20 protein-coding genes are annotated in these 24,044 nt (G+C 65.3%); 16 read left to right on the top strand and 4 right to left on the bottom strand.

From position 1 onward, the window contains the following. Positions 1-3 precede the first annotated feature (3 nt). A complete protein-coding gene (locus MJ601_RS05130; RefSeq protein ID WP_242123978.1) occupies positions 4-1,482 on the bottom strand; it encodes an aldehyde dehydrogenase family protein in 1,479 nt (492 codons plus the stop codon). 315 nt (positions 1,483-1,797) lie between these two features. On the opposite strand from MJ601_RS05130, the gene MJ601_RS05135 reads away from it, so the two are divergent. From MJ601_RS05135 to MJ601_RS05160, 6 genes are all read left to right on the top strand, one after another. Next, positions 1,798-3,108, top strand: a complete 1,311-nt coding sequence (locus tag MJ601_RS05135; protein ID WP_242123980.1) for an amidohydrolase family protein — start codon at positions 1,798-1,800, stop codon at positions 3,106-3,108. 185 nt (positions 3,109-3,293) lie between these two features. Beyond that, positions 3,294-4,736 carry an MFS transporter gene (locus MJ601_RS05140; RefSeq protein ID WP_242123982.1) on the top strand — a complete coding sequence of 481 codons (1,443 nt, stop codon included), beginning with the start codon at positions 3,294-3,296 and terminating at the stop codon, positions 4,734-4,736. A gap of 70 nt (positions 4,737-4,806) precedes the next feature. After that, on the top strand, positions 4,807-6,015 hold the full coding sequence (locus MJ601_RS05145; RefSeq protein WP_242123984.1) for an acyl-CoA dehydrogenase family protein: 1,209 nt from the start codon (positions 4,807-4,809) through the stop codon (positions 6,013-6,015). 3 nt (positions 6,016-6,018) lie between these two features. Then, positions 6,019-7,014: an acyl-CoA dehydrogenase family protein gene (locus MJ601_RS05150; RefSeq protein WP_242123986.1), complete on the top strand. Its 996-nt coding sequence runs from the start codon at positions 6,019-6,021 to the stop codon at positions 7,012-7,014. A 9-nt stretch (positions 7,015-7,023) separates the two neighbouring features. Then, on the top strand, positions 7,024-8,100 hold the full coding sequence (locus MJ601_RS22010) for a DUF2889 domain-containing protein (RefSeq protein WP_242123988.1): 1,077 nt from the start codon (positions 7,024-7,026) through the stop codon (positions 8,098-8,100). A 60-nt stretch (positions 8,101-8,160) separates the two neighbouring features. Continuing rightward, entirely contained in the window at positions 8,161-8,535 is a 375-nt protein-coding gene (locus tag MJ601_RS05160) for a hypothetical protein (protein WP_242123990.1), read from the top strand. Between the two features lie 40 nt (positions 8,536-8,575). On the opposite strand, the gene MJ601_RS05165 is transcribed toward MJ601_RS05160, so the two are convergent. Together MJ601_RS05165 and MJ601_RS05170 are read right to left on the bottom strand one after the other, a co-directional pair. Then, positions 8,576-9,409 (bottom strand): enoyl-CoA hydratase-related protein, encoded by an 834-nt coding sequence (locus tag MJ601_RS05165; RefSeq protein ID WP_242123992.1) that lies wholly within the window; start codon positions 9,407-9,409, stop codon positions 8,576-8,578. Position 9,410: 1 nt separating this feature from the next. Next, entirely contained in the window at positions 9,411-10,910 is a 1,500-nt protein-coding gene (locus MJ601_RS05170; RefSeq protein ID WP_242123994.1) for a class I adenylate-forming enzyme family protein, read from the bottom strand. Between the two features lie 207 nt (positions 10,911-11,117). Here MJ601_RS05170 and MJ601_RS05175 point away from each other — a divergent pair, with 207 nt between their 5' ends. Next, positions 11,118-12,428: an amidohydrolase family protein gene (locus MJ601_RS05175; RefSeq protein WP_242123996.1), complete on the top strand. Its 1,311-nt coding sequence runs from the start codon at positions 11,118-11,120 to the stop codon at positions 12,426-12,428. A gap of 120 nt (positions 12,429-12,548) precedes the next feature. Here MJ601_RS05175 and MJ601_RS05180 read toward each other — a convergent pair whose 3' ends face one another. Further along, complete coding sequence (locus MJ601_RS05180; protein WP_242123998.1) at positions 12,549-13,802, bottom strand: acetyl-CoA C-acetyltransferase; 1,254 nt, start codon at positions 13,800-13,802, stop codon at positions 12,549-12,551. Between the two features lie 265 nt (positions 13,803-14,067). Between MJ601_RS05180 and MJ601_RS05185 the strand changes: the two genes are divergently transcribed. The 9 genes from MJ601_RS05185 (at position 14,068) to MJ601_RS05225 (ending at position 24,038) form a co-directional block, all read left to right on the top strand. Beyond that, positions 14,068-15,573, top strand: a complete 1,506-nt coding sequence (locus tag MJ601_RS05185) for a class I adenylate-forming enzyme family protein (protein ID WP_242124000.1) — start codon at positions 14,068-14,070, stop codon at positions 15,571-15,573. A gap of 11 nt (positions 15,574-15,584) precedes the next feature. After that, on the top strand, positions 15,585-16,382 hold the full coding sequence (locus MJ601_RS05190) for a crotonase/enoyl-CoA hydratase family protein (RefSeq protein ID WP_242124003.1): 798 nt from the start codon (positions 15,585-15,587) through the stop codon (positions 16,380-16,382). Positions 16,383-16,396: 14 nt separating this feature from the next. Then, positions 16,397-17,272, top strand: coding sequence for an alpha/beta fold hydrolase (locus MJ601_RS05195; protein ID WP_242124005.1), 876 nt, complete (start codon positions 16,397-16,399; stop codon positions 17,270-17,272). Positions 17,273-17,423: 151 nt separating this feature from the next. Next, positions 17,424-18,674 (top strand): MFS transporter, encoded by a 1,251-nt coding sequence (locus MJ601_RS05200; RefSeq protein ID WP_242124007.1) that lies wholly within the window; start codon positions 17,424-17,426, stop codon positions 18,672-18,674. Positions 18,675-18,770: 96 nt separating this feature from the next. Then, entirely contained in the window at positions 18,771-20,831 is a 2,061-nt protein-coding gene (locus tag MJ601_RS05205) for a 3-hydroxyacyl-CoA dehydrogenase NAD-binding domain-containing protein (RefSeq protein WP_242124009.1), read from the top strand. Positions 20,832-20,952: 121 nt separating this feature from the next. Then, positions 20,953-21,783 carry an NAD(P)-dependent oxidoreductase gene (locus tag MJ601_RS05210; RefSeq protein WP_242124011.1) on the top strand — a complete coding sequence of 277 codons (831 nt, stop codon included), beginning with the start codon at positions 20,953-20,955 and terminating at the stop codon, positions 21,781-21,783. A 10-nt stretch (positions 21,784-21,793) separates the two neighbouring features. Continuing rightward, positions 21,794-22,240, top strand: coding sequence for a carboxymuconolactone decarboxylase family protein (locus tag MJ601_RS05215; RefSeq protein WP_242124013.1), 447 nt, complete (start codon positions 21,794-21,796; stop codon positions 22,238-22,240). After that, positions 22,237-23,037: an SDR family NAD(P)-dependent oxidoreductase gene (locus MJ601_RS05220; protein ID WP_242124015.1), complete on the top strand. Its 801-nt coding sequence runs from the start codon at positions 22,237-22,239 to the stop codon at positions 23,035-23,037. The genes MJ601_RS05215 and MJ601_RS05220 overlap by 4 nt, the downstream gene beginning before the upstream one ends. Before the next feature lie 224 nt (positions 23,038-23,261). Next, complete coding sequence (locus MJ601_RS05225; RefSeq protein ID WP_242124017.1) at positions 23,262-24,038, top strand: NUDIX hydrolase; 777 nt, start codon at positions 23,262-23,264, stop codon at positions 24,036-24,038. Positions 24,039-24,044 lie beyond the last annotated feature (6 nt).

Consider the following 24,044-nt stretch of genomic DNA (forward strand, 5'->3'; position numbering starts at 1 on the left):
GCTTCAGGCGGCCCGGAAGCTGATCGTCTTCATATAGGTGAATTCGTTGAGGCCCTCGATGCCATATTCGCGCCCGTAACCGGAACGCTTGATGCCGCCGAAGGGCGCCTCGCTCATCATCGTGCCCGCGCCGCCGTTGATCGAAACGCCGCCGGTGCGGATCTGGCGCGCCATTTCATAGGCGAGGCCCGCGTCGGCGGAATAGATGCCGCCCGACAGGCCGAAGTCGCTGTCATTGGCCATGGCGATCGCTTCCTCGTCCGTGTCGAAGCCGATGACGGCGCCGATCGGACCGAACACCTCTTCCTGCGCCAGGCGCGAGCTGTTCTGGACGTCGTCGAACAGGGTCGGCTCATAATAGAAGCCCTTGTCGAACCCGTCCGGACGGCGGCCGCCGGTGACCAGCCGCGCGCCCTCCGACTTGGCGATCTCGACATAATTTTCGGTGCGGGTGCGGGCCACTTCGCGGATCAGCGGGCCATAGGTGACGGTCGGGTCGATGGGATTGCCGATCTTCACCTGCCGCAGCCCGGCAGCCACGCCCTCCACATATTGCTTGCGGATCGAATTGTGGACCAGATGCCGGGTCAGCTGGGCGCAGCCCTGCGCGCAGTGGACAGTGACGCCCATGATGCCCGACATGATCGCTTCCTGCAGGTTCGCGTCGGCCCGCACGATCATCGCCGACTTGCCGCCCAGCTCCATGATGCAGCGCTTCAGCGTCGGCGCGGCCTGTGCCTGGATCGCCGAACCGACCTTGTCCGATCCGGTGAAGTGGACAAGATCGACGCGCTTATCGGTGGTCAGCAGCGTGCCTGCCTCGATATCGCCGGTGACGATGTTCAGCACGCCCTTGGGCAGGCCGACTTCATCGGCGATCTCACCCAGCAGCAGCGTGTTGATCGGCGTGTAGGGCGAAGGTTTCAGCACCACGGTGCAGCCCACGGCCAGCGCCGGGATCACCTTGCCGATGTTGAGGAAGAAGGGATAGTTATAGGGCGTGATCGCGGCGACGACGCCGATCGGCTCGCGCGAGAGGACGCCGGTGCCCAGGGTGGTGGTGCCCATCGCATTGGGGGTCAGTTCGACCGGCAGGGTGGTAACGTCGGGACGGGTGCAGATTTCCACCGTCTTGCGGGCATGCTTCATCGGAATGCCATATTGCAGGAAGCCCGCCATCATCTGCGTCGCGCCGGCCTCGGCGACCAGCAGACTGATGATCTGTTCCTTGCGCGCATCGACCGCGTCCAGGAAGGCGCTGAGCTTGGCCTGCCGTTCATGGACGGACATGCGCGGCCAGGGGCCCTTGTGGAAGGCGTCGTAGGCGGCCTGAAGCGCGGCATCGACATGGGCGGAGGAGCCGACCGGCGCCTCGGCGATGACGCTTTCGTCCGCGGGGTTGATGACCGCTTCCAGCTGATCCGCAGCAACCCACTCGCCGTTCACATAGAGGGCGTTCTTGTGCTTCAAGCTTACTGCCATGTCTTCCTCTCTCACCATTGCGTCGGCGCGACTCGGTCCGCGCTTTCCTTCCAACTGACCATGACCGGACAAAGGCAGCGCCCCGCATCCGAACGAATCAGACCGGGCCGCTGGAACCATTTTCGATCATTGTTGCGTCTTACGATACACATTGGTGCAATCGTAGCAAGTCCACTTTCTATAATATCTTTCCTGTCCGCCGCCGCGACGCGGTTCTAAGGTTGCTGGGCGGGGCGCAGATTCTGATTGCGTCCGGCGTGGAACAGGCGTAAAGTTGACGAACCATCAATTAATAACTCCCCGAGGAGAATCAGGATGCAGATGGAAGACATGATTATCGTGAGCGTGGACGATCATGCGGTCGAACCACCAGACGCGTTCATCCGCCACTATCCCGAAGGCAAGAAGGATCGCGCGCCGCGCGTGATCGACAAGGATGGCAAGGATGTGTGGCTGTGGAACGGCACCATCTTTCCGACCATCGGCCTCAACGCGGTGGTGGGCCGCCCCCGTTCCGAATATGGGATGGAACCCTGCCGCTTCGAACAGCTGCGCGAAGGCTCCTACAACGCCAAGGCGCGCGTCGACGACATGAACGCCAACGGCGTCCTGGGCTCGCTCAACTTCCCGACCATGCCGCGCTTCGCCGGCTCGTCCTTCTACACCGCCAACGACAAGGACGAGGCGCTGATGGCGATCCGCGCCTGGAACGACTGGCATGTGCTGGAATGGTGCGAGGTCGGCAAGAACCGCCTGATCCCGATGATCATCCTGCCGCTGTGGGACATGAACCTGACGCTGGCCGAAATGCGCCGCATGTCGAAGCATGGCGTCCACAACATCGCCTTCCCGGACAATCCGGCCCGCACGGGCCTTCCCAGCATCCACAATGAATATTGGGAACCCTTCTGGAAGGAATGCTGCGACCTCAAGATGCTGCTGAACTGCCATATCGGCACGGGCAGCGCGGCGGAGCACGCTTCGGCCGAAACGCCGATCGACGCCTGGATCACGACCATGCCGATGGCGATCTCCAACTCGGCTGCGGACTGGCTGTTCGGTTCCTTCTGGAAGCGCTACCCCGACCTGCGCATGGCGCTATCCGAAGGCGGCATCGGCTGGATTCCCTATTTCCTCGAACGCGCCGACTTCACCCATGAACATCATCATGAGTGGACCTTCACCAGCTTCGAGAATGGCGAACGCCCGTCCGATGTGTTCAAGCGTCACATCGTGACCTGCTTCATCGACGACCAGTTCGGCCTCAAGAGCCTGGATTATCTCAATCCGGACATGGTCTGCTACGAAGCCGACTATCCGCACTCCGATACGCTGTGGCCCAATTGCCCCGAATATCTGTGGGCGGCGGTCAACGGCCTGCCGGACGATGTGATCGACAAGGTGACGCACAAGAATGCGATGAAGCTGCTGAACTTCGACCCCACGCAGGCGCTGGGCGGCCGCGACAAGTGCACCGTCCGTCACCTGCGCGAGCTGGGCAAGGATGTCGACGTTTCGCCGCGCCACGGCCTGGGCGGCCTCAAGACCGACAGCATGGATCTGGTGGGCAAGGCGCGCCGTCCGGTGACTTCGGGCGAGATCATGGCGATGTTCGCTTCCGCCTGACGTCCGCGTCGGGGAATGGGACGAGGGCGGTGCGTTGCGCCGCCCTTTTCTTTTGGCCGTCCGTCTTGCCTTTGCCAAGACGCCGTGCCACGTCATCAGCCAGCCGACAATTATAACTGTCTTAGCTAGGAGAGGCCGTTGAAGACCGAAGCAGACGCCCATCCCCGCAGCCGGGCAGACCGCTGATGTGGAGCCGGTCGAGCATCGGGATCATCCTGGCCTTGTGGCTGGCCGAAACCACGCAGTCGTTCGAAACGGCGATGATCTACGCCGCGCAGCGCGCTCTGACCGATGAACTGGGCGATCCCGTCAAGGTCGGATGGCTGATCACCGGCTATCTCCTCATCGGCGCCGGGGCGGCAGCAGTCGCGGGGCGGCTGGGGGATATTTTCGGACGCAGGCGGCTTCTCAACATCCTTCTCATCTGCGCCGCCTGCGGCTCGCTGCTGAGTGCCCTGGCGCCCAATTATCCGGTGCTGCTGATCGGCCGATGCCTTCAGGGCATCACCGGCGCGATCTTCGCCCTGTGCGTCGGACTGGTCAGGGAAAACCTGCCGCCCGAACGCGTGCCCATGGGCATTGGCCTGATGGTTTCCGGTGCAAGCGCGGGCACCGCGTCCGGGCTGGTCGTCGGCGGTCTCATCGTCGACCATTTTTCCTGGCATGCGGTGTTCGTCGCCAGCGCGGCGCTCGCGGTCATCTCCCTGACGGCGGTCCTGCTGACGGTGCCCCGTTCGCCCCGGTCGGCCGGCAGCGCCCGCATCGACTGGTTCGGCGGCATCCTGTTCGTCCCCGCCGTCTTCGCGATCCTGGCGGCCATCACCTATGGGCCGAGCTGGGGGCTTGGCGACCGCCGGACGCTGACCTTCCTGTTCGCAGGGGTGCTGCTCATCGCCCTTTGGATCCGCGCCAGCCTGCGCAGCCCCCATCCGCTGTTCAACGTCCGCCTGTTCGCCAATCGCGCGGTGCTGGTAACCAATGGCGTCACGGCTCTGGTGGCCATGAGCACGCTGCAGATCGCGCTGCTCTTCTCGCTGCTGCTGCAGGCGCCGAAATGGACCATGATCGGCCTGGGCGTCAGCGCTACGGTGGCGGGACTGATCAAGCTGCCCTCCAATATGAGTTCGCTCTTCGGTGGTCCCCTGAGCGGCTGGCTGACGTCGCGCTGGGGCGGCAGGCCGACGATGATCATCGGTGGCGTCGTTTCGACCACGGGCTGGCTGCTGGCGATGGTCTTCAACGACAGCATCACGCAGGTCGCACTGGTTCTGATCGTCATCTCCTTCGGCACGACCATGCTGTTCGCGGTCGGACCGACCGTCCTCGCCCAGGCCGTGCCGCCGGATCGGACCAGCGAGGCAGCGGGGATGATGACCATCACGCGGCAGGTCTTCCTGGGTATCGGAGCCCAGTTCATATCCGTCATCCTGGCGAGCGAGACGATGGCGGGGCCTGGGGGATCGGCCCGTTATCCGACCGCCGACGCCTTCATGACGAGCATGTGGGTGATCGTGGCGGGCTGCGTCGCGGCCACGCTGATGGCCTTCGCCCTGCCCAGGGAAGCGGGGAAGCGGCTGCGCGAACCCGCGCCGGACGGGCTGGGTTCGGGCTTGCCAAAAAAAGCTTGAAGGACATATATTACCTCGTTAGCGATCTTATAGTCGTGCCGGCAGGCACTTCCAATGGAAGGTGGAGACAATGGACCTTAGCTACGGCGAGGATGCAGAGCGGTTCCGTGGTGAGGTCCGCTCCTTTCTGAAAGAGGCATGGCAGCCGGGCGGCGCGCGCGGCGCCGAGCTGGCGGAACTGATTCGGGCCTTTCGGCGGCGGGCGACGGATCAGGGCTATCTCTATCGGGCGATCCCGCGGCAATATGGCGGTTCGCAGCAGCCTGTCGATGTCGTGCGCGCTCAGGTGATCCGGGAGGAGTTCTCCAAGGCGCGGGCGCCGATGGAAGTGGGCGGCAACGGCATGAGCATGCTGGTTCCCACCCTGCTGGAGCGCGGCACCGACGAGCAGAAGGATCTGTTCCTGCGCAAGACGATCGAGGGCGATTATGTCTGGGGCCAGGGCTATTCGGAACCCGGTTCGGGGTCCGACCTCGCCAGCGTGCGCACGCGCGCCGAACTGTCGCCCGACGGCAGCAAGTGGATCATCAACGGACAGAAGATCTGGACGAGCCAGGGCGGTTACGCGACCCACATGTTCATGCTGGTGCGCACCGAACCGGACGCGCCCAAGCATGACGGCATTACCTATCTGCTGCTTGATCTGAACCAGCCGGGCGTTACGCGCCGGCCGATCCGGCAGATGACCGGAGAGGGCGGCCGCAACACCTTCTATGAATTCTTCTTCGACAATGCCGAAACGCCGGTCAGCCTTCAGGTGGGCGAACGCGGCAAGGGCTGGTATGTCAGCCGCACGACGCTCAAGCATGAGCGCGCGACGATCGGCAGCGCCGATGGCCTCGGCCGCCAGTTTTCCAAGCTGGTCGAACTGGCTCAGGAAATGGGCCGGTCGAAGGACCCTATCGTCCGCGACCGGCTGGCGCAGATCGAGGGCGCGGTGATGGCGCATCGCTACACCAGCTTCCGCCTCTTCTCCTGCAATGCGGCGGGCGAGGATCCGGGTCCGGTGCAGCTGATGATGAAGCTGCTTCTGACCGAAACCGGTCATGAGATCGCCCTGCTGGCGCAGGAACTGATCGGTGAGGCGGGGCTGACCGAACCGGCCGGCGCGGGCAGCGGCCAGACCAACATGGCGCGCGGCCCCAACAAGTGGCTCGACCAGATCATGGGCTCGCTCGGCAATTCGATCGCCGGGGGCGCCAGCAACATCCAGCGCAACATCATCGGCGAACGCGGCCTTGGCCTGCCGCGCGACCTTGCCTTGTCGGCGGAGAAATAAGCGATGCAGTTCCACCTTACGCCGGAACAGGTTTCCATCCAGGACGCGGTGCGCGGGACGCTCGCCGACAATTGGCCGATGGAGCGGCTGCACCAGTTCGCCGACAATGACCAGGATTTCGATCCGCAGAGCTGGAATGCGCTGATGGAACTCGGCCTCGCCGGGGTTCTGGTGCCCGACAGCGGCATGGGCCTGGTCGAAGCCGCGCTGATCTGCGAAGTCGCTGGCGAAGCCGCGGCATCGGGACCGCTGATCGCGCAACTGCTGACCGTGGGCGCGGTCGCCGCCTCGGACAATGAGGATGCCAAGGCGTTCCTTGAAGGGCTGACGGCGGGGACTACTGTCGCGACCCTTGCGATCGACAGCGAATTCGTCCAGGCGGCGAGTAGCGCCGCTCTGTTCCTGGCGCGCGACGAAGCGGGCGGCCTGCGCCTGATCGAGGCGGGCGAAGGGGTGACGATCGAGCCGGTCGCATCGACCGACCGGTCGCGTCCGGTGGCCAAGGTCAGCTTCGGTGCGGTGAAAAGCCATGTCCTGTTCCCGGCGGGCCACCCGATGGTGGATCGCATCCGCGACGCGGCGCTGGTGCTGATCGCGGCGGATGCCCTGGGCGGCGCGCAACATTGCACCGACGTGTCGGTGGGCTATGCGAAGGAACGCGTCCAGTTCGACCAGCCGATCGGGCGTTTCCAGGGTCTCAAGCATCAGTTGGCGCACATGGCGCTGGATGTCGAACCCGCCCGCGCCTTCGTCTGGTACGCCGCCTATGCCTGGGATGCCGGCCTGGAGGACGCGCCCCGGGCCGCCGCCATGGCCAAGGCGCATCTGAGCGAAGTCTATACCCGCAGCACCCGCGCCGCTATCGCCGCGCATGGCGGGATCGGCTATACGTGGGAATATGGCCTCAACTATTGGTTCCGCCGTTCCGTGGCGAACCGGGCCTGGCTGGGCAGTCCGGCCGAGCAGAGGCAGCGCGCCGCCGAACTGGCGGGCTGGTAAGGAAGGCGAGTGAACGAAAGCGACCTGCACGAAATCGAGCCGGCGGCGAGGGGGCTGACCCTTTCTGGCGATCCCCTCCCGGTCTTCGACCGGCCGATTCGCGAACCGATGGGCTGGTCGCCCCTGCGCAGGCCCCGTTCGGTCCGCCGCACCATGTCGCTGGATGCCACCTGGCCGGGCGGCCGCGATGGGGAAACTGCGATCGCCGGGGATTGCCGCGATATACTGACGGGGCCGGACGGCGGGCAGCCGGTGGAAATCGGCCGCGCGCATATCGACGTCGTCGCGGGCAACAGGGTCATCGAGTCGATCCGGACGGTTCCGCCGCGCAATGACATAGCTGGCCTGGTTGGCGCCCGCGCGGGCGGATATTTGCGGGCCGCAATAGAAAATGTCCTGCCCGTCGAAAAGACCAACGGCACGCCGCTCTATCTTCTGCTGGACGATCTGGCGGGCACCACGCTGGTCGCGCGTTGGGCCTGGTCGCGTTGGGACGGCGGCTGGATTGGCATGTCGGACGAGCAGCGTGCCCAGAATGTCCGCAGCATGGAGGGCGTGTGTATCGGCTTCCGCCCCGGCTCGGGCGCGCTTGGCGATAACGGCCGGGCGCAGCCGGACCAGAACAGCAGCCGGGTGCCTTCGCTGGTCAACCTCGCCGATCCGGAGGGTTGGCACGAACTGATCGACCGGGGTGGCGTCAATTTCCGCCGTGCCCGCCGCATCGACGTCTGGCGCGAAGGCGGCCTGATCCACGTCGATTCCGCCTTTCAGGATACAAGCAGCGCTCCCGACGGAGGGGATCGCATGGCGGTGCACGAATATCGGCTGTTCGCGACCGCCGATGAGGCCGCAGGGACGCTGCTGTCGCTCGATGCCCGGCCCGGCACGCTGCCTTATCCCGAATGCCGCGCCGCGCCCTCGAATATCGGTCATCTGCTGGGTTGTCCGCTCGATCGTCTGCGCGAACAGGTGCTGATCACCCTGCGCAAGACGGCGGGCTGCACCCATCTCAATGACACGCTCCGCGCGCTGGCGGAGGTTCCAGCGCTGATTCACAGCCTGCCGCAAAGCGAAGGCGCCGCATAGGATCTGTTAACCCTGCGGCGTTATGCCTTCCCCCCGACGGACGGGAGAGGCAGAAAATCTATGTGGTACGACCGGCAAAATGGCTATGTGGTGGTCGAGCGGACCGGCTTGCTGAGTTTGCAGGACGCGCGGGCTTTTCTGGACCAGTCGCTCCAGCTTGTCGCGACCATGCGGCGTGAACGCGGCTATGCCCGCGTGCTGGTCCTCAATCGCGACAATGTGGTGCAAAGCCGCGAGGTGACCGACCTTTTCGCCAATACGCCCAGCCAGATACAGGGACCGGACGATCGTGTCGCGCTGGTCGCGAATACGGCGCTGACGAAATTGCAGGCCGATCGCCTCGCCCGTGGCGGACCGGAGCGGGTCTTCATGAGCGAGGAAGAGGCGGTCGCCTGGTTGCGCGAGCCGATCGTCCAGCACGCCGCGAAGTCTTGATCAGCGATCGGTTCTGATCGCTGGGAACTGCCAGACCGCTCTAACGGCCGGTAAAGCGCGGCGCACGCTTCTCCTGGAAGCTGCGCACACCCTCCAGAAAATCGTCATGGGCAAGCGCCTCGACCAGCAGGTCATGCGCTTCCCCGGCGCTCTCGCCAAAGCTTTGCGTCGCCGACCGCTGCAACTGCCGCTTCATCAGTCTCAGCGAACGCGGTGCGACGGTCGCGGCCATTTCCCGCGCATAATCCATCACGAAACCTATGAGCGCGTCCGGTTCCAGCACCCGATTGACCAGCCCCATGGCCTGCGCTTCCTCCGCCCCGATGCGGCGTCCGGAATAGAGGATGTCGGCGGCATGGCCCAGCCCGACCAGGCGCGGCAGGCTCCAGGCCAATCCCGCTTCCGCGATCAGGCCGCGCGCGCCGAAGGCGGCGTTGAAGAAGGCCTTGCTGGATGCAAAGCGCATGTCGCAATTGACCGCCATCACGAAGCCCGCGCCCACCGCCGGGCCGTTCACTGCCCCGATCACCGGCTTGGAGAGCGCCAGGGGGAAGCTGTAGATCGAATTGAGCTCGGCGGGCGCGTCGATCGCCTTCATCCGTTCAGGCACGATGCCCTGGCGCGGGATTTCGTAATTGGTGCCCCGCCCCTCGATCAGCCGGTTGAGCCGGTCCATGTCGGCGCCCGCGCAAAAGGCCCGGCCCTTGCCGGTCAGCACCACCACGCGCACCCGCTCGTCCTGCTCCGCCGCCACGGCCACGTCCTGGATGACGTCGTGCATCGCGTCGGAAAAGGCGTTGAGCCGGTCCGGCACATTGAAGCTGATGATGCCGACGCCGTCCTCGACCTCGAACAATATGGGGGCTTCGCTCATCTTATGCCGACGTCCTCTTGGCCTTGGCTGCCTTTGCCGCTTCTTCCAGCAAGGGCTTCAAATCGCGCTTCATAACCTTGCCATTGGGGTTGAGCGGCAATTCGTCAAGAATGAGGATGGTGCGCGGCACCTTGTTGTCGGCCAGCCGGTCGCGGCACCATTGCCGGATATTCTCGATATCGGTGCTCATGCCGGTCTTCAGCGTGACGGTGGCGCCGATATCCTCGCCCAGCACCTCATGGTCGATGCCGATCACGGCGGCGTCCTTGATCGCGGGATGGTCGTGCAGCACGGTCTCGATCTCGATCGGCGTGATGTTGTATCCGCCGCGGATGATGAGTTCCTTCGACCGGCCAGAGACGATCAGGTCGCCATCCTCGTCGACGAAGCCCAGGTCGCCGGTCTTGGTCCAGCCGCCCTTGAAGCTTGCGGCGGTCGCCTCCTCATCGCGCCAGTAGCGGCGCGCATGTTTCTGGAAGCCGTAAATCTCGCCGATCACATTGGCCTGCGTGATGACATTGCCGTCCTCGTCCCGGATCTGCATGTGCGGCGGCAGCTTGCCGACGCAGCCCGGCTTCATCACCTGTTCCTTGTTCGACGTGCCGACGCCGATGCCCCCCTCCGACATGCCATAGCTGTTGCGCACGCGCAGGTTGGGCCACAGTTCCGACGCCCGCTTGACCGAGTCATGCGGCAGCGGCGCTGTGCCGGTCATCAGATATTTGACGCCCGCAAAGTCGTAATCGGCGACATCGGGATGGTCCAGGATCAGGCGCAGCATCGATGGCACCAGATAGACCAGATTGGGCTTCTTGACGCGCACCAGTTCCAGAAAGCCCTTGGGATCGAATTTGGGCTGGGTATAGGTCGTCGCGCCCGATTTGACCGGCAGCATCAGCACGCCCAGATTGCCGCCCGATCCGGTCAGCGGCAGTGCGTGCAGCGTCGAGCGCGACTTGGTGTCGATTTCCAGACCCGTCGTCGTGCCCAGCAGATCCTGGTGCGGCACCACCACACCCTTGATCTTGCCGGTGGTGCCCGACGTCGCCAGAATTTCGGCGTCCGCGTCGGCGTCGAGCAGCGACTGGTCGGGCAGGGCGGCGATGTCGCGCGGCATGGAATCCACATGCCATGATCCCGCCAGTTCCAGTCCGGCCAATGCCTCCGCGCTGTCGTAAAGGGCGAAGCGCGGCTCGACCAGCGCGGCATAGTCGCGCACCTCGGTCGGCGACAGGCGGACATTGATCGGCACGGCGATGCCGCCCGCGCGCAGCACGGCGAAGACGGCGACCGCCATTTCCACCGCATGCGCATTGCTGATCGGCAGGAAGACGCGATCGCCCGGCTTCAGCCCCGCCGCCGCCAGGCCACCGCCGATCTCGTCCGCTTCCCGGTCCCACTGGGCGAAGGTCAGCACGCGATGGGTGTCGTCATGAGCGACCGAATCCGGCTGGTTTTGGGCACGGACCTTCAGGGCGTCGGGCAGGCGGCGAACCGTCATCACTATCCTCACAGACCTAGTTATATAAGTGAACTCTCTAGCGCGTAGTGTTGACGGGAGGCAAGCCCATTTCGGCGCCAGCCGGGAAAATGGCGCGCCGGGAGCGGGATTTGTCCCAGATCAAAGATGATTGTCCGTCATCTTTTATGATGGCCCGGCAGCAGGCGCCCATGCCCGGCCGCAGCCTTTGACGGAGAGGATTCACCCATGCAGATGAACGATATGGTGATCGCCAGCGTCGACGATCATATCATCGAACCGCCGACCATGTTCGACCAGCATCTGAGCGCCGAACATCGCAAATATGCGCCACGCTATGTCACCGGCGCCGACGGTCATGCCTTCTGGTCCTGGGACCATGAGGATATGCGAACCTATAATATCGGCCTCAACGCCGTGGTCGGCCGCCCGAAGGAAGAATATGGCACGGAGCCGATGAACATCGACCAGATGCGCAAGGGCACCTGGGATTCGGGGGCACGCATCGACGACATGAATGCTTCGGGCATGCTGACCTCGGTCAACTTCCCGACCTTCTGCAGCTTTGACGGTAGCTGGTTCTGGCGGGCGAAGGACAAGGACAATGCCGCCCGCGTCATCGCCGCCTATAATGACTGGCATATCGACGAATGGTGCGCGCCACATAGGGGGCGCTACATTCCCACCGCGATCCTGCCGCTTTGGGATGTGCAGACCGCGATCCGCGAATTGCAGCGCGTCATCAGGAAGGGATGCCGATCGATCAGCTTCCCGTCCAATCCGCTGAACCAGGGCGCCCCTGCCTCGATCCACGACGAGATGTGGGAGCCTTTATGGGCGCTGTGCGACGATGAGCAGGTCGTGCTGAACTGCCATATCGGTACCGGCCAGCCCGCCGCCTTCGCGTCGGGCGCCTCGCCGATCTCGGCCTGGATCACCTCGCTGCCGATGGCGATCGGCACCGACGCCGCCGATCTGCTGCACCTGACCGCCCTGCTGCGCTATCCCAATCTCAAATTCTCGCTGTCCGAAGGCGGGATCGGCTGGATTCCCTATATGCTGGAGCGCGCCGATTTCGTGTACCGGCATCACGGCGCCTGGGTGCGCTGCCAGTGGGGCGGCAAGCTGCCGTCCGAAGTGTTCCGCGAACATTTTCTGTGCTGCTTCATCGAGGATCGCTTCGGCTGCGCCAATTATCAGGCGGTGGGCGAGGATCTGATCGCCTATGAGTGCGATTATCCGCATTCCGACTGCACCTGGCCGTCGGTGGCGGAGGAATTGTGGGAGAATGTGAAGGGCCTGCCGACTGGCGTGATCGACAAGATCACCCACGGCAATGTCTTCTCATTTTTCGGCGTCGATCCGGTGGCGGAACTGGGTGGTCGCGACAATTGCACCGTCAGCGCGTTGCGCGCCAAGGCCCTGAACGTCGATGTCAGCGAGCGCTCGCTGCCCGGCAAGGATGCCCGCATCATCGGCCAGGCCGACCGGGCCGTGACCTGCGCCGATGTTCAGGTGACGCTGGCGGAACGCAAGTAAAGCGGCAGGCTGGAAAAGACCGGCCCAAGCAAGACGGGCGGAGCATGATGCTCCGCCCGTTTTTCCTGTTCCGCATCGTCCGGCCCGGCAGGTTATGCCACCTGCCGGCCCGGAAACGCCTTAGAGGCGCTCGATGATGATTGCAGGCGCCATGCCGCCGAACGCGCACATCGTGATCAGGGCATAGCGGCCGCCCGAGCGTTCCAGCTCGTCCAGCGCGGTGCCGATCAGGATCGATCCGGTCGCGCCGATCGGATGGCCAAGCGCGATGGCGCCGCCGTTGATGTTGACCTTGGCGCGATCGATGCCGAGATCGCGGATGGTCTTCTCGGTCACCACCGCGAAGGCCTCGTTGATTTCCCAGACGTCGATATCGTCCACCGTCAGACCGGCGCGTTCCAGCGCCTTCTTCGCGGCCGGGACGGGGGCGTTGAGGATCAGTGTCGGGCAATCGCCCGCGTTGACCGCGGTCACGATCCGCCCGCGCGCTTTCCAGCCATTGTCCTTCATGCCCTGTTCGGAGGCCAGCAGCAGCGCGGCCGATCCGTCGACGACGCCCGAGCTGGTGCCCGCATGGTGGGTCGGCTCCCACTTCAGGTCGGGATATTTGCGCTCGATCATCTGGCGCATGGTGGTGCCGTCCGGCGCAGCCGCCATTTGCTCAACCGCGCCGAAGGCGGGCTTCAGCGAGGCCAGCGATTCAGGCGTGGTTTGGGGGCGCGGATATTCCTCGCGATCCAGCGCGACGGTGCCATCCTCGTTGTAGACCGGCACGACGCTCTTGTCGAAGCGGCCTTCCGCGATCGCCGTGGCGGCCTTGCGCTGGCTGTCGACGCCCAGCGCTTCCAGTTCGGCGCGGCTGATGCCTTCCATTGCCGCGATCGCATCGGCGGCCACGCCCACATTGCTGATCGGGTGCTTGTCGTAGAATTTGTCGTTGCCCTTCGACCAGCCAAGGTCGGCGTAGGGTGTGCCCTCGTTCCACATCGCGATCTCGGCCTGGTGGCTCATCATCTCGGTGCCGCCGGCAACGACCACATCCTCGAAGCCGGACATGATCTGGCTGGCCGCGAAGGCCACGCTGGTGATGCCGCCGCCGCAGAACCGGTCGAGCGTGACGCCCGATGCCTTGGTATCCCAGCCGGCATAAAGCGCGCTGAACCGGCCAAGGTCGCCCGATTGCTTGCCGTTCTGCGTGCTGGTCGACCAGACGATGTCATCGACCTTGCTGGTGTCGAGGTTGTTGCGCTCCTTCAGCGCATTGAGCACCGTGGCGCCCAGGACGTGCGGATGAAGGTGCGCAAGTGCGCCCTTGCCCAGCTTGCCGACTCCGCGAGGCGTACGAACAGCGTCGATAATATAGGCATCAGCCACGAATATTCTCCTTTACCTCATCTGGCCGGGTACGTCCCGCCGACTCTGAAGGTTCACCTAGACAACTATCTTTGACAGGCCAACAGGGAAGTTTTAACCGGGATGCGGGTGACCGCCGCAAACCCCGGTGTCAGGTGCGCTCGCGGTGGATATAGGAGAGCGATGGGATGATGGGAAGGAGTCCGGACATTTTCGGTGCCGTCATGAAAAAAGGGACATTCTCCTCGTGGTCGCATGGGCCGGCCGCCGGGCGGGAAGTCGCCGCATGACCGGCCTGCCCGAACTGATCGCCGCCGTCCTCGCCATCGATCCGGCGGCCGAAGCCGTCGAATTCGAGGGCCGCTGGGAAAGCTGGGGCGGCCTCCACGCCCGCATGGCCGCTATCGATTCGCTGATCGCATCGCAGGTGCGGGGAGGGAATGTGCGTGTCGGCGTGATGCTGCGCAACCGCCTGCCGCATCTCTCTGCCCTCTATGCCGCGGTGACCGGCGGCCGCTGCCTGGTGACGCTCAACCCGCTCTATCCCGATGCCGTCATCGCTTCCGACATCGCCGCGCTGCGTCTGCCGGTGATCGTCGCGGCGCGATCCGACCTCGAACGGCCCGGCGTGGCGGAGGCCGCGCGGGACAACGGCACCGCGCTCATCGCCTTGCCGGACGCATGGGACGAAGCACCCGTCCTCTTGCAGCCGCACGATCCCGCCCGTGGCGCCAACCCCGCCGCCCCCGGCATCATGATCGAGATGCTGACGAGCGGCACCACCGGCATTCCCAAGCGCGTGCCGATCACCCGCGCCGCGTTCGAGGCAAGCTTCAACGTCACCCTGCGGGCCGAGGGCGCGCTGGACGAACGGCCGCAACTGCGTCCCGGCGTCGCCGTATCGCCCGCGCCGCTCACCCATATCGGCGGGGTATGGGGTTCGCTGACCTCGCTCTGCCTCGGCCGCCGTTTCGTCCTGCTCGAACGCTTCTCGGTCCCGGTCTGGGCCGATGCGATCCGCCGCCATCGGCCGCGCGCCACCGGCCTTACCGCCGCCGGCCTGCGCATGATCCTGGACGCCGACATCCCGGCCGAGGCGCTGTCCAGCTTGAAGGTCGTCTCCGCCGGCGCCGCGCCGACCGATCCTGCCCTGATCGACGCCTTCATGGACCGCTACGGCATTCCCGTCCTCACCAATTATGGCGCGACCGAATTCGCCGGGCCCGTCGCGCGCTGGACGCTGCCCGACTTCAAGGAGAAGTGGCGGGAGAAGCGCGGCTCGGTCGGCCGCCTGCACGGCAATGTCGAAGGCCGCGTGGTCGACCCCGCGACCGGCGAAACCCTCCCACCGGGCGAGGAAGGCGTGCTCGAACTGCGTGCCGCGCAACTCATCGATCCCAGCGGCTGGCTGCGCACCACGGACAAGGCGCGGCTGGACGCGGACGGCTATCTCTGGATCACCGGCCGCGCCGATGGGGTCATCAATCGCGGCGGCTTCAAGGTCAGCCCGGAGGATATCGTGCGCCGCCTGGAAGAGCATCCCGCCATCCGGGAAGCGGCCGTCGTGGGCGTAGCCGACGAGCGGCTGGGCCAGGTGCCCGCCGCCGCCATCATCCTGAAACGCGACGCCGCGCCGCTGGACGAGGCGGAACTTTCCGCTTATCTGCGCCAGAGTCTGGCGCCTTATCAGGTGCCGGTCCACTATCGGATCATGGACGACTTCCCGCGCACGGCCTCGATGAAGCCGGTATTGCCGGAAATCGCCAAGCTCTTCATCCAGAACGACCTATAGGAGATGCCCTGATGTCACTGCTCCGGATCGAACGGAACGGCCATGTCGCAACGCTGACGCTTGATCGCCCCGACAGCCTCAACGCGCTGGGCTCGGATGGTGACGGCAAGATTTTCCAGCAGGTCTGCGAAGAGCTGAACGACGATCTGGACGTGCGCTGTGTCATCCTGACCGGCGCTGGCAAGGCCTTTTCGGCGGGCGGCGATGTCAAGGCGATGCGGGCGCGCACCGGCAATTTCGGCGGCGGCGGCGTCGATCTGCGCAATCATTACCGCACGAACATCCATCTGATCGCGCGCGCCCTATACGGCCTCGACGTGCCGTTGATCGCCGCGATCAACGGTCCCGCCATCGGGCTTGGCTGCGATGTCGCCTGCTTCGCCGATATCCGCATCGCATCGGAAAAGGCGCGCTTCGGCGTCACCTTCCTGAAACTCGGCCTGATCCCGGGCGACGGCGGCTCCTGGCTGCTGCCCCGCGCCATCGGCCAGAGCCGGGCGTCCGAACTCTTCTTCACCGGCGACGTGATCGATGCGCCGACCGCCGCCGAATGGGGTCTCATCAGCCGGGTCGTGCCGCACGACAGCCTGATGGACGAGGCGATGGCCATGGCGACGAAGATCGCGGCGATGCCGCCCCATGCGCTGCGCCTGACCAAGCGGCTGATGCGCCAGGGCCAGTCGATCAGCTATGATGCCGCGCTGGATCTGGCCGCCTCCACCCAGCCGCTGATGCACCTGACCGAAGATCATATGGAGGGGCTGGACGCCCTTCTGGAAAAGAGACCGGCGGACTTTTCCGGCCGATGACCCTGATCCGGCCGATGACTCAGGCGCCCGGCTGGTTCGAGGAGGCGCTCGCGCAGGAGCCGGAGCGGGGCACCGCCGTCGTGGACGGCTGCACGCTCGAAACCATGGCATGGGGCAAGGCGGGCGATCCGGGCCTGCTGCTGCTCCATGGCAATGGCGCGCATGTCCATTGGTGGCGGCCCTTCGCGCCCTTTTTCGCGGAAGGCACGCGCGTGGGCGCCTTTTCCTGGTCCGGCATGGGTGGTTCCGAGCGCCGGACGCATTATGATTTCGACCTGCACCGGCGCGAGATCTGGGCAGCGAGCGAGGCGATGGGCCTGTTCGATCATCAGGCCAGACCCTGGATCGTCGCCCACAGCTTCGGCGCGATCCCCGCGCTGTTCGCCGTATCGGGCGAGGGCGGGGACCGGTTCGGCGGACTGGTGATCGTCGATTCGGGCTATCGCCCCAACCCGGCGGTCAGCCCGTTCGAAGACCGGCCGCAATGGACCAATCCGGGCTATGCGACGCTGGCCGAGGGCGCGGTGCGCTTCCGGCTCCGTCCCGAACAGCCCTGCCCCAACGACTGGATGCTCGATTTCATCGCCGCCCATTCGCTGGATCTGCGCGCGGACGGGCGCTGGCACTGGTCGTTCGATCCCGCCGCGGACCGCATGCGCGGGCTGGCGTCGGGCGAGGATGTGGCCGCGGCGATCCGGGGCGCCCGATGCCCGCTCGCCTATGTCTGGGGCGAACATTCCGCGCTGATGACGCCGGACATGATGGCGATGAACCGGGATATCGCCGCCCCCGGGACGCCATTCGTGGAGATACCGGGAGCCGCCCATCACCTGATGCTGGACCAGCCGGTCGCCTTCATCGCCGCGATCCGTGCCCTCGTCCCGGCCTGATCGCGGCGTGTTTCGGCGCAGCGGCCGTCGCTGCCGGACAATGCCGGTTGCCTGGGCTGGAGAATCATAACATAGTGAGCTTCGACAATTCAGGCACATGCTGCGCCTGCCGCCGCTGCGATCCGCCGTGCCGCCCTTTAAGGAGAGAATGATGAGTGCAGATGGGCGGCCGCGCGGCTGGTACCACGGCTGGAACATCGTTGCCGTGTGCATCCTGTGCAACATGTCCGGCATCGCGCTGACGATGAACAGTTTTTCGCTGTTCCTCCCCGGCTGGACCACGGAATTCAAGGCGCCGATCAGTTCGATCGCGCTGGCGATCACGCTGTTCAGCATCGGCACGGCGGGCCTCTCCTATGTGATCGGCCATTGCGCGGGCCGCTATCCGGCGCGCTGGCTGTTCGGCGGCGGTCTCTTCCTGCTGGGCCTCAGCCATATCGCCATCGCCTTCTCGACCGCGCTCTGGCAGGTCTATCTCATCTATACGGTCGCGCTGCCCGTCGCCATCGGCTTCAGCGCCATGATCCCCAGCCAGTCGCTGGTGTCGCGCTGGTTCGTGCGCAGAGTCGGCCTGGCCATGGGCCTGACGGCGGCCGGTTTGGCGGTCGGCGGGATCGTCTTCCCGCCCGCCGTGGTCCTGTTGCTGCCGACGCTGGGGTGGCGCGGCATCTGGGGCGGGTTCGGCATCGTCATCCTTCTGGTCATCCTGCCCATCGCCATGTGGGCGCTGCGCGACCGTCCCGCCGCCGACGATCCCTTCGGCTATGTGACCGCGCGCAGCGGCGGGGGTGCGCATCAGGCCGCCATTTCCTTCGGCAGGATCATCCGGCGCCTGAACTTCTGGCTCATCCTCGCGCCGTTCCTGGCGGTGCAGTGCATCAGCGTCTCCACCTATGTGGCGATCGGCCCGATCATCCTGAAAAATGGCGGCGCGGCGCCTGCGGTCGGCATGTTCCTGTCCTTCTACAGCGGGGCAGCAATGGCCGCCAAACTGGCGTCGGGTTGGCTGTCGGACCGCATCGGCAACCGCGTGCCCATGACGATCGCGGCCTTCGGCGCGGCGGCAGGGGCCTTCCTGCTGATGATCCCCAATGTGGATCCCGCCTTCCTGATCGGAACCGCCGTGGTCAGCGGCATTTCCGGCGCGGTGTGGACGCTGCTCGCCTCCGCGTTGCTGGCGGAATTCGGCCCGGCCTCCTTTTCCCGGGTCTTCGGCCTTGCCTGCGCCCTGTCCCCGGTCGGCACCCTTGCCCCGCCGCTGGTCGCCCGTTCGGCCGAACTGACGGGCTCCTTCCAGGGCGCGCTGCTGGTGCTCGGCTGTCTGTGCGGCGTCTCGGCGCTGCTGATGCTCCTGTTCTTCAGGGATCAGCCCCGCCATGCCGTCCTGCAGGCCGCGGAATGATCACAAAGCGCACTAGGTGAGATAGCTTCTCAACCTCCGTTGCAGTTTTGCTGATTTCAGGGCAAGAGGCGGCCAACCCTGTTTAAGGAGTGATGCATGAGCGAAGTTGGCACATTCACGGTTGAAGAAGGCGGTATCGGCGTCATCGCGATCGATAATCCGCCCGTTAACGCATTGGGGATCAAGACGCGCCGCGCGCTGGACGAAGGCTTCCGCAAGTTCGCGGCGGACGATTCGGTCAAGGCGATCGTGCTGATCTGCGGCGGGCGCACCTTCTTCGCGGGCGCGGACATTTCCGAATTCGGCAAGCCGCCGCAGGAACCGGGTCTGGTCGATGTGTTCAACATCATCGAAAATGGCGGCAAGCCGGTGGTCGCCGCGATCCATGGCACCGCGCTCGGCGGCGGCTATGAACTGGCGCTGATCTGCAACTATCGCATCGCCGTTCCCAGCGCGATGGTCGGCCTGCCCGAAGTGAAGCTGGGCCTGCTGCCCGGCGCCGGCGGCACGCAGCGCCTGCCCCGCGTCGTCGGTCCGGAAGCCGCGCTCGACATCATCACAGGCGGCGATCCCATCCCGGCGAAGAAGGCGCTGGGCCTGGGCATGATCGACGCGCTCGCCGAGGAAGGCAAGCTGCGCGAGGATGCCATCGCCTTCGCCCGCAGCCTGCTGGCCGAAGGCAAGCCCGCCGTGCGCGTGCGCGACCGCAATGAGAAGCTGGAGGCCGTGCGCGACCGCACGCCGGCGCTGTTCGACGAATATCTGGCGAAGAATGCGCGCTCCTTCCGTGGCTTCAAGGCGCCGCACAATATCGTCCGCGCCATCCAGGCCTCGATCGAGACCGCGCCCGATTTCGACAAGGGCATGGAGCGCGAGCGCGAACTGTTCCGCGAACTGGAGCCCAGCATCGAATCGCAGGCGCAGCGCTATTATTTCTTCGCCGAACGCGAAGCGGCCAAGATCCCCGACATCGGCAAGGACGTCGCCACCATCCCGGTCAAGACCGCCGGCGTGATCGGCGCGGGCACGATGGGCGGCGGCATCACCATGAACTTCCTGAACGCGGGCATCCCCGTGACCCTGGTCGAAATGACCCAGGAAGCGCTGGATCGCGGTGTCGGCGTCATTCGCCGCAACTATGAGAATACGGCCAAGAAGGGCCGCATGACCCAGGAGCAGGTGGAACAGCGCATGGCGCTCATCACGCCCGCCATCGGGCTGGAGGCGCTCGGCCAGGTCGACATGATCGTGGAGGCCGTGTTCGAGGAAATCGCGATCAAGCAGGACGTGTTCGGCAAGCTGGACAAGATCGCCAAGCAGGGTGCGATCCTGGCGTCCAACACCTCCTATCTCGATCTGGATGCCATCGCCAACGCGACCAGCCGTCCGGAATGGGTCGTGGGCACGCACTTCTTCTCGCCCGCCAACGTCATGCGCCTGCTCGAAGTCGTGCGCGGCGCCAAGACCTCCAAGGAAGTCGTCAAGACCGCGATGGAGATCGGCAAGAAGATCGGCAAGGTGTCGGTCCTCTCGGGCAACGGCTTTGGTTTCATCGCCAACCGCATCATGACCCAGCGCGGCAAGCAGGCCGACCAGTTGGTACTGGAAGGCCCGACGCCGCAGGACATCGATCAGGCGATCTACAATTATGGCTTTGCCATGGGTCCGTTCCAGATGATCGACCTAGTCGGTCTGGACGTGATCGGCCGCGGTGAGACGGAGCGCACGATCCGTGGCGATCTCGTCAAGCTCGACCGGCTGGGCCAGAAGAAGAATGGCGGCTTCTACGATTATGACGAAAACCGCAAGGCGACCCCGTCGCCGGTCGCGGCCAAGGTCATTGCCGATATCGCCGCGTTCAAGGGTGTCGAGAACAAGGGCAAGCTGAGTGCCGAGGATATCGTCGCGCGCCTGCTCTACCCGGTGGTGAATGAAGGGGCCAAGGTGCTGGAGGAGGGCATCGCCAGCCGTGCGTCCGACATCGATGTCGCCGCGATCCTGGGCTATAACTGGCCGGTCTACACCGGTGGTCCCATGTTCTGGGGCGATACGGTCGGCCTGCAGAAGGTGGTCGATGGACTCAAGGCGCAGGGCATCGAGCCATCCAAGCTGCTGGTCGAAAAGGCCGCGAAGGGCGAAAGCTTCACGCGCGGATAAATCAGGGCGCCCGCCGGCCCTTCAAGACCGGCGGGCGTTAAATAAACAATTGTTTACATCCTTTTCCCTTCTGGCATAGTCTTTCCAGGTCGCCGGAACGTCGACACCCAGGGGATTGAGGATGCATCCAGGCAAAAACAGGCTTCAGGCCCGGATCGGCTTTATCGGCCTGGGCAATCAGGGCGGTCCCATCGCCCGCCGCATCGGCGAGGCGGGCTGGCCCCTTGCGCTCTGGGCGCGGCGTCCGGAAGTCCTGAACGATTATGAGGGTATTGCCCGCCGCGTCGAAAGCCCCGAAGCACTCGCCCGGCAAAGCGACATCCTCTCCCTTTGCGTCGTCGACGATGCAGGCGTTGACGCACTGATGCAAAGCGTGCTCCCCGAAATGCGATCGGGCAGCCTGATCGCCATCCATTCGACCATTCATCCCGACAACTGCGTGGCATGGGCGCGCCGGGCATCCGAAAGGGGCGTGGCGCTGATCGACGCCCCGGTCAGCGGCGGCGCGGCGGGTGCGGCGGCAGGCACGCTGACGGTGATGATGGGCGGCACCCCCGACGATTGCGACCGCGCCCTGCCGCTTTTCCGGAGCTTCGGCAAGCTGATCGTCCGGCTGGGCGATGTCGGCGCGGGCCAGCGGGCCAAGCTGCTCAACAATACGCTGCTGGCCGCGATCATGGGCGTCACGCAGGAGGCGCGCGAAGCAGGGGAGGCGCTGGGGCTGGACCTGGCGGCGCTGGACAGCATCCTGGCGGCGAGCAGCGGCAGCAGCTTCGGCCATGGCGTATTGCGCAGCCTGCCGGATATCGCCGCTTTCCGCCATGGCGCGGACCTGCTGCGGAAGGATGTCGGCCTGCTGCGGCAGATCTGCACGCAGGACGGTGCGGCGCCGCGGGGACTTCTGGCCGAAGGAGATGCCTTCCTGGCGCGCTTTTCCGACCATCAGGCATAAGGAGAGAGGAATGACCAAGACAAGTCCGCCCGATCTGGGGCCGCCCGAATTTGCGAGCCCGGAAGAGCGCTCCCAATATGGCCGCGACTGGTTCCATTATGTCATGACCATGCCCGCGCCGCCGCCGACCACGCCCTATAACAGCGCAGGCATCCACAATTTCGTCTTTGCCGAGATGTGGAGCCGTCCCGGTCTCGACCTCAAGGCCCGGCGCTGGATCACGCTCGCCTGCGTCGCCGCGTCGGATACGGTCGTGCCGATCCAGGCGCATATCTACGCAGCGCTCAAGAGCGGGGACATCACGATCGAGGAGATGCACGAATTCACGCTGCATTTCGCGGTCTATTGCGGCTGGCCCAAGGCCTCGCTCGTCAATCAGGCGGTGCAGGATGCCTGGGCGCGGGTGCAGGAGGAGGGCGGCACCGTCCAGATGGCGCGGCCGGACCCGGTCGGATGACCCGGATCGCTGGCGCCGTCGCCATCGTCACCGGCGCGGCCAACGGCATAGGCCGGGCCACGGCCGATTCGCTCGCCCGGCGCGGCGCGCGGCTTGTCCTGGCAGATATTGACGCGGCAAGGCTGGAGGAGGCGGCCGGGGCCATTCGTGCAGCAGGCGGGCAGGCGCTCGCCATTCCCCTGGACCTCTCGGAACCGGATGCCTTCGATCGGCTGCGCGAGAGGACATGGGCCGAATATGGCACGGTCGATATCGTCATGAACAATGTCGGCGTGCTGGTGTCGGGCCTGCCGCAGGATATTCCGCTCGCCGAATGGGAGAGGATCATCAACCTCAACCTGATGGGCGTTGTCCGGTCCATCCACCGTTTTCTGCCCGACCTTCTGGCGAAGGGCAGCGGCCATATCGTCAACACGGCGAGCTTCGCCGGGCTTTTCCCCTATGCCTTCGACCGCCTGCCCTATGCCGCGACCAAGGGGGCGATCGTCACCATGACCGAGGGGCTGGCGCTCTATCTGGAGCCCAGGGGCATCGGCGTGACGCTGTTGTGCCCCGGTCCGGTACGGACGGCCATCGGCAACACGATGCGCAGCTTTACCGAAGGGCTGCCGCTGCGCGGGCCGGGTCCGCAATTCGCCTTCCGCGAAGCCGGGGAAGTGGGGGAGATGGTGGCCGACGCCATCGCCTCGAACCGCTTCTTCCTGCCGACAGACGATCTGGTGCGGCCGCTGCTCGCGGAAAGGGGCGCCGACATGGAGGCTTTCCTGCGCGCCCAGGCCATGGCCATGGCGCCCTGACCGGTTGGCCACCGGCCTGTCTGCGCCACATATAACTAGGTTATCTTTGTCTTGTGCGGTCCGCCAAATGGCGTTACCTCGATAGGTGAGGATATCCACGGCCACCGCCCCTTCACCGGGGCGGGGCGGAAGCAGGCAGAAGAGATGACTGTCAAGGCACGGTGCAGCGACATGCGATCGAAGGCGGAACGGCGCGTCCGGACGGCGGGGGAAGGGCGGCGCTCGTGACCGACGCATCCGCTCCGGCGAAAGCGCCCGTAACCCCCCGGCCAGCGGCGACGATATTGTTGCTGCGCGACGATCCGATGGAAGTGCTGATGATCCGGCGGCACAAGGATCAATTCTTCTCTTCCGCCCTGGTCTTTCCCGGCGGCCTGGTCGACGATAGCGACCATTCGGACGCCTGGCACGATCTGATCGTCGACGATATCGGGCTGGACGCTCATCAACGCGCGCTCCGGATCGCCGGTTTTCGCGAAACCTTCGAGGAAACGGGCATATTGCTGGCGCGTGGCGCCGAAGGGCATTGCGCCGCGCAACAGAGCCAGCCGGGCGCGTCCTTCCTGGATATCGTCCGTGCCAGCGGCGGGCGGCTGGTGCTGGACGATCTTGTGCCCTTCGGTCATTGGATCACCCCTGAATTTTCGCCCAAGCGTTTCGACACCCATTTCTTCATCTGCCGCACCGCGCCCGGCCAGGACGCCGTCTGCGACGGTGGCGAGGCGGTCGCGCTGGAATGGGCGACGCCCGACAGCATATTGACCCGGGCGGCGGAGGGCGAAACCTCCATCCTGTTCCCCACCCGTCTCAACATCGCCCGGCTGGCCGAGAGCGGGGCTGTTGACGATGCGATAGCGGCGGCCCGGATGCGTCCGATCTTCACCGTCCTGCCTCGCGTGGAGAAGCGCCCCGGAGGCATGGCGGTCGTCATTCCCGCCGAAGCCGGCTATTGCGAAACCGAAAATTTCAATCCCTCCCAGGCGCCGTCCGGCAAAGCCTGATCCAGG

The organism is Sphingobium trunci (assembly GCF_022664535.1).
Lineage (GTDB): Bacteria > Pseudomonadota > Alphaproteobacteria > Sphingomonadales > Sphingomonadaceae > Sphingobium.

What these genes read in the sequence shown, in the direction of transcription:
- MJ601_RS05130 (WP_242123978.1), bottom strand. Translation starts at nt 1,482, where the DNA reads ATGGCAGTAAGCTTGAAGCACAAGAACGCCCTCTATGTGAACGGCGAG.
- MJ601_RS05135 (WP_242123980.1), top strand. Translation starts at nt 1,798, where the DNA reads ATGCAGATGGAAGACATGATTATCGTGAGCGTGGACGATCATGCGGTC.
- MJ601_RS05140 (WP_242123982.1), top strand. Translation starts at nt 3,294, where the DNA reads ATGTGGAGCCGGTCGAGCATCGGGATCATCCTGGCCTTGTGGCTGGCC.
- MJ601_RS05145 (WP_242123984.1), top strand. Translation starts at nt 4,807, where the DNA reads ATGGACCTTAGCTACGGCGAGGATGCAGAGCGGTTCCGTGGTGAGGTC.
- MJ601_RS05150 (WP_242123986.1), top strand. Translation starts at nt 6,019, where the DNA reads ATGCAGTTCCACCTTACGCCGGAACAGGTTTCCATCCAGGACGCGGTG.
- MJ601_RS05160 (WP_242123990.1), top strand. Translation starts at nt 8,161, where the DNA reads ATGTGGTACGACCGGCAAAATGGCTATGTGGTGGTCGAGCGGACCGGC.
- MJ601_RS05165 (WP_242123992.1), bottom strand. Translation starts at nt 9,409, where the DNA reads ATGAGCGAAGCCCCCATATTGTTCGAGGTCGAGGACGGCGTCGGCATC.
- MJ601_RS05170 (WP_242123994.1), bottom strand. Translation starts at nt 10,910, where the DNA reads ATGACGGTTCGCCGCCTGCCCGACGCCCTGAAGGTCCGTGCCCAAAAC.
- MJ601_RS05175 (WP_242123996.1), top strand. Translation starts at nt 11,118, where the DNA reads ATGCAGATGAACGATATGGTGATCGCCAGCGTCGACGATCATATCATC.
- MJ601_RS05185 (WP_242124000.1), top strand. Translation starts at nt 14,068, where the DNA reads ATGACCGGCCTGCCCGAACTGATCGCCGCCGTCCTCGCCATCGATCCG.
- MJ601_RS05190 (WP_242124003.1), top strand. Translation starts at nt 15,585, where the DNA reads ATGTCACTGCTCCGGATCGAACGGAACGGCCATGTCGCAACGCTGACG.
- MJ601_RS05195 (WP_242124005.1), top strand. Translation starts at nt 16,397, where the DNA reads ATGACTCAGGCGCCCGGCTGGTTCGAGGAGGCGCTCGCGCAGGAGCCG.
- MJ601_RS05200 (WP_242124007.1), top strand. Translation starts at nt 17,424, where the DNA reads ATGAGTGCAGATGGGCGGCCGCGCGGCTGGTACCACGGCTGGAACATC.
- MJ601_RS05205 (WP_242124009.1), top strand. Translation starts at nt 18,771, where the DNA reads ATGAGCGAAGTTGGCACATTCACGGTTGAAGAAGGCGGTATCGGCGTC.
- MJ601_RS05210 (WP_242124011.1), top strand. Translation starts at nt 20,953, where the DNA reads ATGCATCCAGGCAAAAACAGGCTTCAGGCCCGGATCGGCTTTATCGGC.
- MJ601_RS05215 (WP_242124013.1), top strand. Translation starts at nt 21,794, where the DNA reads ATGACCAAGACAAGTCCGCCCGATCTGGGGCCGCCCGAATTTGCGAGC.
- MJ601_RS05220 (WP_242124015.1), top strand. Translation starts at nt 22,237, where the DNA reads ATGACCCGGATCGCTGGCGCCGTCGCCATCGTCACCGGCGCGGCCAAC.